This is a genomic window from Rhodococcus sp. UFZ-B548, from assembly GCF_903819475.1.
In the GTDB taxonomy this organism is placed as follows: Bacteria; Actinomycetota; Actinomycetes; order Mycobacteriales; family Mycobacteriaceae; genus Rhodococcus_F; species Rhodococcus_F erythropolis.
In genome coordinates, this window is the sequence record NZ_CAIJDS010000095.1 from 1 (window position 1) to 10,355 (window position 10,355).

10 protein-coding genes and 1 pseudogene are annotated in these 10,355 nt (G+C 64.3%); 10 read left to right on the forward strand and 1 reads right to left on the reverse strand.

The window, feature by feature from the left end; translation table 11 throughout:
- Positions 1–86: 86 nt before the first annotated feature.
- A complete protein-coding gene (locus H7C86_RS35745; protein ID WP_020908218.1) occupies positions 87–1,190 on the reverse strand; it encodes an NADH:flavin oxidoreductase/NADH oxidase in 1,104 nt (367 codons plus the stop codon).
- 195 nt (positions 1,191–1,385) lie between these two features.
- On the opposite strand from H7C86_RS35745, the gene H7C86_RS35750 reads away from it, so the two are divergent.
- The 10 genes and pseudogenes from H7C86_RS35750 to H7C86_RS35795 form a co-directional block, all read left to right on the forward strand.
- Complete coding sequence (locus H7C86_RS35750) at positions 1,386–2,672, forward strand: glutamate-5-semialdehyde dehydrogenase (RefSeq protein WP_097387226.1); 1,287 nt, start codon at positions 1,386–1,388, stop codon at positions 2,670–2,672.
- Positions 2,673–2,712: 40 nt separating this feature from the next.
- Positions 2,713–3,624, forward strand: coding sequence for a MoxR family ATPase (locus tag H7C86_RS35755; protein ID WP_019749056.1), 912 nt, complete (start codon positions 2,713–2,715; stop codon positions 3,622–3,624).
- Between the two features lie 8 nt (positions 3,625–3,632).
- The gene (locus H7C86_RS35760) at positions 3,633–5,096 is read left to right on the forward strand and encodes a VWA domain-containing protein (RefSeq protein WP_182263389.1); all 1,464 of its coding nucleotides are present in this window, start codon (positions 3,633–3,635) and stop codon (positions 5,094–5,096) included.
- A gap of 18 nt (positions 5,097–5,114) precedes the next feature.
- Complete coding sequence (gene nadD / locus H7C86_RS35765) at positions 5,115–5,831, forward strand: nicotinate-nucleotide adenylyltransferase (protein WP_003944462.1); 717 nt, start codon at positions 5,115–5,117, stop codon at positions 5,829–5,831.
- Positions 5,832–5,877: 46 nt separating this feature from the next.
- The gene (gene rsfS / locus H7C86_RS35770; RefSeq protein ID WP_003944502.1) at positions 5,878–6,324 is read left to right on the forward strand and encodes a ribosome silencing factor; all 447 of its coding nucleotides are present in this window, start codon (positions 5,878–5,880) and stop codon (positions 6,322–6,324) included.
- A complete protein-coding gene (locus tag H7C86_RS35775) occupies positions 6,321–6,995 on the forward strand; it encodes a histidine phosphatase family protein (RefSeq protein ID WP_019749053.1) in 675 nt (224 codons plus the stop codon). The genes rsfS and H7C86_RS35775 overlap by 4 nt, the downstream gene beginning before the upstream one ends.
- On the forward strand, positions 6,982–7,764 hold the full coding sequence (gene octT, locus H7C86_RS35780) for a diglucosylglycerate octanoyltransferase (RefSeq protein ID WP_019749052.1): 783 nt from the start codon (positions 6,982–6,984) through the stop codon (positions 7,762–7,764). Before H7C86_RS35775 ends, octT begins: the two co-directional genes overlap by 14 nt.
- 4 nt (positions 7,765–7,768) lie before the next feature.
- Positions 7,769–8,611, forward strand: coding sequence for a DegV family protein (locus H7C86_RS35785; protein WP_080910051.1), 843 nt, complete (start codon positions 7,769–7,771; stop codon positions 8,609–8,611).
- 81 nt (positions 8,612–8,692) lie between these two features.
- Positions 8,693–9,613 (forward strand): ComEA family DNA-binding protein, encoded by a 921-nt coding sequence (locus tag H7C86_RS35790; protein ID WP_182263390.1) that lies wholly within the window; start codon positions 8,693–8,695, stop codon positions 9,611–9,613.
- Positions 9,610–10,355 (forward strand): annotated as a pseudogene (locus H7C86_RS35795) (DUF4131 domain-containing protein); the annotation flags it as partial. The gene H7C86_RS35790 and the pseudogene H7C86_RS35795, both read left to right, overlap by 4 nt.

Here is a 10,355-nt window from a genome sequence, read left to right on the forward strand (position 1 = left end):
GGCAGAGACCAGCAGCATGAAATCAGCACACGCCCCGCTCAAATGCGGAGAGCCATCAAAGTTGGGCGCGGGAGCCGATTTTCGGGCTAGAAGGCGCGGGCGTACTGCGACGGGATATGTGGTCCGACCTCGGCGTTCAGTTCCCGTGCCGCCCGGCGCGCCCAGTACGGATCACGCAACAGTTCGCGGCCGAGGAGCACCGCCACTGCGCTTCCGTCCTCGACGATCTTCTCGGCCTGTTCGGGTTCGGTGATGAGGCCGACGGCGGCGGCCGGTAGCAGGCTCTCGTTCTGCAGGCGACGGGCGAACGGAACCTGGTATCCCGGTTCCACCGGAATCTGTGCCGCCGGTGAATTGCCGCCGGTGGAGACGTCGACGAGATCGACCCCGTAATCGGAGAGGATGTTGGCCAGGGCAACGGTCTGATCCGCGGTCCAGCTGTCGACCTCGAGCCCACGCTCTTCCGTCAGCCAATCGGTCGCCGAGACCCGGACGAAGAGCGGTAACTCGGCCGGCCACACCTCGCGGACTGCTGTCAGGATTTCGAGGAGCAATCGAATGCGGTTCTCGAAGCTGCCTCCGTAGCGGTCCGTTCGCTTGTTGCTCTCGGGGGAGAGGAACTGATGGATCAGGTATCCGTGGGCCGCGTGAATTTCCACGACCTTGAATTCGGCCTTCAATGCGCGGGTAGCCGCCGCTGCGAAGTCCGCGACGACCTTCTCGATGCCCTCCGTGGTGAGCTCTACCGGATCGGCAAGGTGCCCGAACGGAACCGCGCTCGGGGCAACCGTCTGCCACGAGAGTCGGTCGTCGGCGGGCAGGCTCTTGCCGCCGCGCCACGGAACCTGCGTCGACGCTTTTCGTCCGGCGTGCGCCAACTGGATTCCGGGCACTGCGCCGAAGTACGCGAGTTGCGCATTGATCTCGGCGAAGGCTTGCGCCTGCGTGTCGTTCCAGATCCCCAGATCAGCTGCCGATATCCGGCCTTCGGGACTGACGGCCGTCGCCTCGGTGAGAATCAGGCCGGTGCCGCCGATTGCACGGCTCACAAGATGCGTGCGATGCCACTCGTTGGGCACTCCGACCTGGTCGCCGATGACGTCGGCCGAGTACTGGCACATCGGTGCCATCCAGACGCGGTTCGGGATGGTGACGCCACGCAGGGTCAAAGGCTCGAACAACACACTCACGGATGGCTCCTGACTCGAAGAAGAAGGTCGGTGGGTGCAACAGCGCCGCGCATCGGAATTGTTCCCCGGCGGTCCGCCGAAATGTTCGCAGGCGGTCCGCCGAAATGTTCGCAGGCGGTCCGCCGGAATGGTCCCGGGTGGTCACAGCCTCGTTCCGCCGAGCAGGCCGCGGAGGTGGGTGGTTAATGTGTATTCATGACCGCTGTGACTTCCAACGCAGAAACCGTCGACTCGAACGCGTCCGACACCAAGTCCGTCGTGCACGACGCCGCACGCCGAGCCCGTAAGGCTTCGCGTGTCCTGGCTTTGCTGACCACGGCGCAGAAGGATGCTGCGCTCCACGCCGCAGCCGACGCGGTACTCGCGGCAAGCGATCGGATTCTCGCGGCCAACGCTCTCGATATCGACACCGCGAAGGCGGGCGGCACCGAGGAATCGCTGCTCGACCGTCTTCGTCTGACCGCTGACCGGATCGAGGGCATCGCGTCGGGTTTGCGTCAGGTTGCCGGACTACCTGATCCGATCGGCGAAGTTCTTCGCGGCTCCACTCTGCCGATCGGTTTGGAACTACGGCAGCAGCGCGTTCCGCTCGGTGTCGTCGGCATGGTGTACGAGGCTCGTCCCAACGTGACCGTCGATGCCTTCGGGCTCACCCTCAAATCGGGAAATGCTGCGCTGCTTCGTGGTTCGTCCTCGGCGGTCAAGTCCAACGAAGCGTTGGTAGCGGCCCTGCGTGCGTCGCTGGTTGCTCAGGGACTGCCCGAGGACTCCGTTCAACTTCTGCCAAGTGCGGATCGCTCCACGGTCACTCATTTGATTCAGGCCCGTGGCCTCGTCGACGTCGTCATCCCACGAGGCGGCGCCGGCCTGATCAGCGCCGTAGTTCGCGATGCCACCGTTCCCACCATCGAGACCGGTGTCGGTAACTGCCACGTCTACGTTCACTCGGCCGCCGATCTGCTCATGGCCGAGAAGATTCTTCTCAACTCCAAGACCCGTCGGCCCAGCGTGTGCAACACCGCGGAGACTGTGTTGGTCGACGCCGCCATCGCCGAGACGGCCGTGCCGAAGTTGCTTCAAGCGCTTCAGATGCACGACGTCGTCGTGCACGGCGATCTGCCTGGACTCGTCCCGGCCACTGAGGACGACTGGTCGAAGGAGTACCTCACCCTCGACGTCGCGCTCAAGGTCGTCGAGAACCTGGACGCTGCGGTCGAGCACATCGACCAGTACGGGACCGGCCACACCGAAGCCATCGTGACTTCCGATCTCTCGGCTGCCCGTGAGTTCAGCGCTCGCGTCGACGCCGCCGCCGTCATGGTCAACGCGTCGACTGCCTTCACCGACGGTGAGCAATTCGGGTTCGGCGCCGAGATCGGCATCTCCACCCAGAAACTGCATGCGCGTGGCCCTATGGGGTTGCCGGAACTGACGTCCACCAAGTGGATCGTCTGGGGCGACGGGCACACCCGACCCGCCTGAAAAGTTCACCAGACTTGCCCCACCCTTTTAGGAGTTAACCGTGGACCGAGCTCTTCCCGATACAACACCGTTCTTCTCGAGCGTCGACGACGTGATCGAGCGTTTGGCCGAGACGGGTTACCTGTCCGACAAGGGCACTGCAACGGCAGTGTTCCTTGCCGACCGACTGGGCAAGCCCCTGCTCATCGAGGGACCGGCCGGTGTCGGTAAGACCGAGTTGGCGCGCGCGGTAGCCCAGACGACAGGCGCCGAGTTGGTGCGTCTGCAGTGCTACGAGGGCGTCGACGAGGCTCGTGCGCTGTACGAGTGGAACCACGCGAAGCAGATTCTTCGGATTCAGTCGGGCGGGGCGAGCGGAGCGAGGGGTGATGTCGCGGTCGACCACAGCTGGGACTCGACGAAGGCGGATGTCTTCTCGGAGGAGTTCCTGCTCGCACGTCCACTGCTCAAGGCCATTCGCCGCGAGGACCCGACGGTGCTGTTGATCGACGAGACGGACAAGGCAGACGTCGAGATCGAAGGTCTGCTCCTCGAAGTGCTCAGCGACTTCGCGGTCACGATCCCCGAGCTCGGAACGATCACCGCCACCCGCAAGCCGTTCACGGTGCTGACGTCCAACGCCACGCGCGAACTCTCGGAGGCTCTGAAGCGTCGTTGCCTCTTCCTGCATCTCGATTTCCCGGACGCCGACCTCGAGCGTCGCATCCTCGCAAGCCGGGTGCCGGAGCTTCCTGAAGCGATTGCCGAGCAGCTGGTCAACACCATTCGTGTTCTTCGCGGAATGCAGCTCAAGAAGGTTCCGTCGGTGTCCGAAACCATCGACTGGGGACGCACCCTTCTCGCTCTGGGCATGGACACGCTCGACGACGACGCCGTACGCGCCACGCTCGGTGTCATCCTCAAGCACCAGTCCGATCAGGTGCGCGCCGCCGCTGAACTTCGGCTGAACTGAGGTCTGTCATGGCTCCCGCAGGATCGACGTCGCCGCTCGCACCCGGCGGCCTGGCAGCGCCGCACGGGATTCCCGGTCACCTCGTCGATTTTGTCGAGGCTCTGCGACGACGCGGAATCATGGTCGGCCCGTCCGAGACCGTCGACGCCGGTCAGGTCATGTCGGTTCTCGACCTGCTCGATCGTGAAGCGCTTCGTGAAGGGTTGGCATGCTCGCTCCTGCGTCGACCTACCCACCGGGCGACGTTCGACGCCGTCTTCGACCTGTGGTTCCCCAAGGCGATCGGTGACCGTGCGGTCGGCGACGTCGACGTCACACTGCCGCGCAAGCCAGACGGCTCGATCGACCTACAGGCATTGCGTGAGCTGATCGCCGAACTGCTGACAGACGGCAGCGACGAGGCGATGGAGATGACCGAACTCCTGACCGCCGCGATGGTCGAGGAACTCGGGCAGTACCAGTCGAGTAACGGCCCGTCGTTCTCCGCCTATCAGGCGCTGCGCGACGTCGCCCCGGAGACGTTGCTCAACAAGATCCTGCAAGGTCTACTCGGCAACCAGGAAGGCGCCGGGTCCGAGGGCAAGGACAATTCCGACTATCAGTCCGAGGTCGCCAAGCGCACGGCAGCGCAGCGCATCGCGGACTTCCGCAAGATGGTCGAGAAGGAAACGCGTCGACGCACCGCCGAGAATCTGGGTAAGGAATGCGTCGCCACGTACGGCGTTCCGAAACTCGCCGAGGAAGTCGACTTCCTGCGGGCCTCCGACGCCGAACTCACCACACTGAAGAAGAACGTCGCACCACTCGCTCGTCTGTTGGCCAGCCGTCTCGCGGTGCGTCGTAGCCGCTCCCGCTCGGGTTCGATCGACCTGCGTCGCACGTTGCGCAAGTCCATGTCGACGGGCGGAGTGCCGATCGATCTGGTGCAGCGCAAGCCGAAGCGAGCGCGGCCGGAACTTGTGGTGATGTGTGACGTGTCGGGTTCGGTAGCGGGGTTCAGCCATTTCACCCTGCTCCTCGTCAACGCGTTGCGCGAGCAGTTCTCACGAGTGAGGGTGTTCGCGTTCATCGACACGACCGACGAGGTCACGCGGTTCTTCGACTCGAACGCAGACCTCGGGTCCGCGATGTCACGGATGGTGCGTGAAGCCGAACTGATCACCTACGACGGCCACTCCGACTACGGGCACGCCTTCGGGGTCTTCCAGGAGAAGTTCGCGCAGTCGATCACCAGTCGCACGTCGCTGCTGGTACTCGGCGACGGTCGCAACAACTATCGCGATCCCAACCTCCAGTCGCTGTCGCAGATGGTTGCGGTTGCCAAGCACGCACACTGGCTCAACCCTGAGCCGAAGGGGCAATGGGGAACGGGTGACTCCGCGGCGAAGGTGTACAACGAGGTCATCAGCATGCACGAGTGCCGCTCGGCCCAGCAGCTTGCCGACGTCGTGTCCCGTCTGCTGCCGGTCTGACCCGTAAGCTCGACACTCGTGCAGAAGGGACTATCGGTGGAACGTGCTCGACGCCTCGGAGTGATGGGTGGCACCTTCGACCCCATTCACCATGGCCACCTCGTTGCGGCCAGTGAGGTCGCCGACCGGTTCGGACTCGACGAAGTGATCTTCGTCCCCACCGGGCGGCCCTGGCAGAAGCAGGGGAAGGGCGTCAGTCCTGCCGAGGACCGGTACCTCATGACGGTCATCGCCACCGCCTCCAACCCGCGGTTTTCCGTCTCTCGGGTCGACGTCGACCGTGAAAAAGTGACGTACACCGTGGACACACTGCGAGACCTCCGGGCCTACCATCCCGACGCCGAACTCTTCTTCATCACCGGTGCCGATGCGCTGGCCAGCATCCTTTCCTGGCAAGATTGGGAAGAGTTGTTCGCATTGGCGAAGTTCGTCGGGGTATCGCGACCGGGTTTCGATCTCAATGCAGAGCACCTGGCCGGTCACCTCGACACCATGCCCGCCGACGCGGTCACGTTGATAGAGATTCCGGCACTTGCCATTTCGTCGACCGAATGTCGTCGTCGGGCAAGTGAAGACCGCCCTGTCTGGTACCTGGTGCCGGATGGAGTGGTGCAGTACATCTCGAAGCGGAACCTGTATCGACCTGTCGACGCGGAGCGCCGCGACGGAGCTACAACGATGTCGGAGCCCGCACCGGGGAAGTCGGAAGCCGTCCCGGGCGCCGAATCGAGCTAGCCGAGAACAACAAGTACTTTCTGAAGACGAAACTGGAGAACATCGAGTGAGTGCAAACACCGAAGCCATCGACATGGCACGCATCGCGGCCTTGGCAGCCGACGAGAAGCTGGCCACCGAAGTGGTGGTGCTCGATGTGTCCGAACAGTTGGTCATCACGGACTGCTTCGTGATCGCATCTGCGACCAACGAGCGTCAGGTCAACTCGATTGTCGAGAACATCGAAGACCGCCTCCGCGAAGCGGGACACAAGCCGGTCCGCCGTGAAGGCACCCGCGAGGGCCGCTGGGCACTGCTCGACTACGCCGACATCGTCGTCCACGTCCAGCATGACGAGGAGCGCAACTTCTACGCTCTCGATCGTCTGTGGAAGGACTGCCCGACGGTCGAGGTCGAAGGCCTCGGACAGAACCGTCCCGGCCCCGCCGATGCCAACACGGTGTTCGAGACCGACACGGTTTCCGAGCCGGACGCGCAGGATCCCTCGCTGTGACTTCGTCGGCGCCCAGTGCGGCGTCGAACCCTGTCCGCCGGCTCATCCTGCTGCGTCACGGACAGACCGAATACAACGCCGACTCTCGGATGCAGGGGCAACTCGACACCGACCTGTCGGAGTTGGGACGCACGCAGGCCAAGAGTGCAGGTCCGGTGATCGCCGATCGCAGACCGTTGACGATCGTGTCCTCGGATCTGCGGCGCGCGTATTTCACGGCAGTCGCTGTCGGTGACGCCGCCGGACTTCCGGTCCTCACCGACACGCGTCTGCGTGAGACACACCTGGGTGAATGGCAAGGCCTGACTCATCATGACGTCGACGAGCGCACTCCCGGTGTGCGATCTGCCTGGCGAGCGGATGCCACGTTGGCGCCGCCCGGCGGCGAAAGCCGAATCGACGTCGCGAATCGTAGCCTCCCCGTAGTTCACGAATTGCTCGACACGCACCCGGACTGGGCCGAGCGGCCCGTAGTTCTGGTGGCGCACGGAGGCTTGATCGCGGCACTGACAGCGGCATTGCTCGACCTACCCGTCGATCGCTGGGCCGTCCTCGGCGGATTGGGAAACACCAGTTGGGTGCAACTCAGCGGACACGGCGACGTCAAGTCGATCGAGTGGCGACTCGACGTATGGAATGCTTCTGCGAGTGTCGCAAATGACGTCCTCTGAAAGTGCCGACGGGCAGCGCCCCGTCCTCCTCGTGCTCGCGGATTCGCTGTCGTATTTCGGCCCCAAGGGCGGCCTCGCGGCAGATCATCCACGCATCTGGCCCAACATCGTGGCCGACGAACTCGGCTGGGACGTCGAGTTGGTCGCCCGTATCGGCTGGACGTGCCGCGACGCGTGGTGGGCACTGACTCAGGATCCTCGTGTGTGGGCGGCGGTGCCGCGGGCCGGCGCCGTCGTGTTCGCGGTCGGCGGTATGGACTCGCTACCGTCCCCATTGCCTACCGCGCTCCGCGAGACCATCCGCTACGTTCGTCCTCCGGCGCTTCGACGCGTGGTGCGCGAGGGTTATCAGTGGCTGCAGCCGCGGCTTGCACCTCTGGGCCGCCCGGTCGCACTTCCGCCCAAGCTGAGCGTCGAGTATTTGGAAAGCTCGCGAAATGCGTTGGAGTACATGCGGCCGGAACTGCCGATGATCGCGACCCTGCCGTCGGTGCACCGCAGCGATGCCTACGCGAGCGTGCACGCCGGACGACCTGCCGCGGTGTCCGCGATCACCGAGTGGGCTACGGAGAAAGACGTTCCCGTAGTCGATCTCGCGGATGCAGTGCGTGACAACGTCTTTTCCGAGAACGGCAACCCCGACGGTATTCACTGGGGTTGGGACGGTCATGTCGGTGTAGCCCGCGCGATGATCGCTGCGATTCGCGGGGTGGAGTCGAAGAAAGTGGTTTCGCCGCAACTGGTATCACCGCCGAGCGAAGTCGGGTAGCAGAATGCCGGTCGTCGTCGTCACGGATTCCTCCGCCTGCATCCCGCAGGAGTCGGCCGACGCATGTGGGATTCAGGTGGTTCCGCTCCATGTGCTCCGTGACGGCTGCGACTTGCGTGAGGGTGTCGACGCAATGCCGAGCGACCTGTCAGGAGTGACAACGGCCGGAGCGTCGCCCGCCGAGTTGTCCGAAGCGTATGCACGCGCCCTGGACATGAGCGACGGTGACGGCGTTCTCGCCGTGCACATTTCACGGCAACTCTCGGGAACGTGGGAAGCCGGACGAGTCGCGGCCCAGGAGTTCGGAGGAGCCGTCCGAATCGTCGATTCGCAGTCGGCCGGAATGGGTTTGGGCTATCCCGCTCTCGAAGCTGCGCGCTTGGCCGAGAAGGGCGCGTCACTCGAAGAGGCGTACGGCCGGGCGGTCGACGTCGCGAGTCGTGGGCGCTGCTACATCGTCGTCGACAAACTTGATCAATTGCGTCGGGGCGGACGAATCGGAACCGCAGCCGCGTTGTTGGGTACTGCATTGGCGATGAAGCCGATCCTGCATCTGGTGGACGGCAAGCTCGTGCTCGGTGAAAAAACACGTACGACGACCAAAGCGCTTGCACGCTTGGTGGATTCGGCAGTCGAGCGCGCCGGTCTCGGCCGCGTGGCGATAGCCGTGCATCACATGCGAGCGCGAGAGCGTGCCGACGCGATAGCGGAACAGTTGGCCGAGCGCATTCCCGATGTGGCGGAATCCGTGGTCACCGACTTCAGCGCGGTTATCGGAGCGCACGTCGGTGTCGGCGCGATCGGTGTTGTGGTGTGCCCGCTGCCGGAGATCGACCCGAGCGCCTGATCGTTTCTCCACAATCCCCGAGTTCTCCACAGATCGAAATTGCTCGTCTTCGGCGGCATGGTCTCTCGTTAGCGTCCAGTCATGAGGATCAGCGAGGAGCGCGAACGGACGCGTGATCGCCTCGCGGCGATGGACGGGAACTACCGGCAGCGACAGGCCGTGGACGACTTCGAGGATTCAGCGTCTTTCGAGAGGTCCCCGCAGCCATTCGAGAGGTCCCCCGAGTGGCTTCAGGACTTCGACGAAGACGAATACGAGGCTCAACCCGACTCGTCACGGTTCGATCGGCTGCCCGAGCGCTGGCGCGGTACACGTTGGCGCCCGAGCCGATCGGCGACCTGGGTGTTGGCGATCGTTGCAGCCCTGGCCACGGCAATCGGCTTGTTCACCGTGTGGTGGGATTCTCCGAGTTTGCAGGCGGTCCCACCGTTGCCCTCGCCCCAGAATGTCACGGCGCAGAGTGTCACGGCGCAGAATGTCACTGTCGACGATGGTGAATCAGCCAGTCCCGTACCGACCGGCGTCGTAGCGGAGCAGCCGCCTGAGGCTTTGGTGGTCAGTGTCGTCGGACTCGTGCACACGCCTGGGCTCGTCAACCTACATTCGGGCTCGCGCATCGCCGACGCGCTCGCTGCGGCAGGTGGAGTGCTCGAGGGCGCAGAGACGGTGGGCCTGAATCTGGCACAGAAGCTTGCCGATGGTGATCAGATCGTGGTGGGGGCCGCCGATCAGTCCGGTGGTGTTTCAGCGAGTTCGAGTACCACTGCGGGAGGGACCGGCCCCGCCGCCGCGGGGGAATCCGGCGGGGCTGGTCTGGTGAACCTCAACACCGCTACCGAGGCCGAACTGGACGACCTTCCCGGGGTAGGGCCGGTAACGGCTGCGGCGATCATCTCCTGGCGAACTTCCAACGGAAAATTCACGGACATAGAACAATTGGGGGAAGTCGACGGGATCGGCCCGGCAAGGTTGGCCAAACTGCGAGTGCTGGTATCGGTGTGAACGAACCGGAAGTCTCGCCGGTCCTCGACGCTCGGCTGCTACCGTCGGCCGTCGCAGTGTGGGGGAGCAGTGCGGTGGGGATCCTGTTCGGCGCGGTCGCCGCGTGGGTACTGGCGGTGGCATGCGCTATTCCAGCGGCAATCCTCACTTACGCGGTTGTGCGCCGGACATCTGCGGGGTGGGCACGAATCATGTTGGTTGCATTGCTGTTCGGTGCCGGATGCAGTGTCGTCATCGGGTGGCGGGCGACCGAGGTCGAGGGGCACCCACTGACCCGGGCTGCCCTCGAGGGAGCGTGGGTGAGTGTCGAAGTGGAACCCTCGGAGGATCCGCACGCAGTCTCTGGCGCGGCGGGTCAAGGTCAGGTTTTCTTCAGGGCAAGCGTCAATTCGGTGACTGCCCAGAATCACAGGTACTCCGGAGGCGGCTTGGTCACCATCCGGGCACCCAGTTCGTCGTGGCTCGAAGTTGTTCCAGGGCAGAGCCTGACGGTTCGCGGCCGGGCGAGTCAGCCATGGCGTAGCGATTCCACGCTCGCCGTGATCACGTCCGAGGGGCCTCCCGTCGCGGTGGGAGAAGTGCCCTGGTATCAGCGATGGGCGAGTGTGGTGCGTACTCGTTTCGCCGCTGCGTGCTCGGCTGCGCTCCCGCCGGATCAGGCAGGTCTGCTGCCTGGCCTCGTCGTCGGAGTGAACCATCCCGGGTCTCATGCACACACTGTCATTTGTGTGCGACCGGTTGA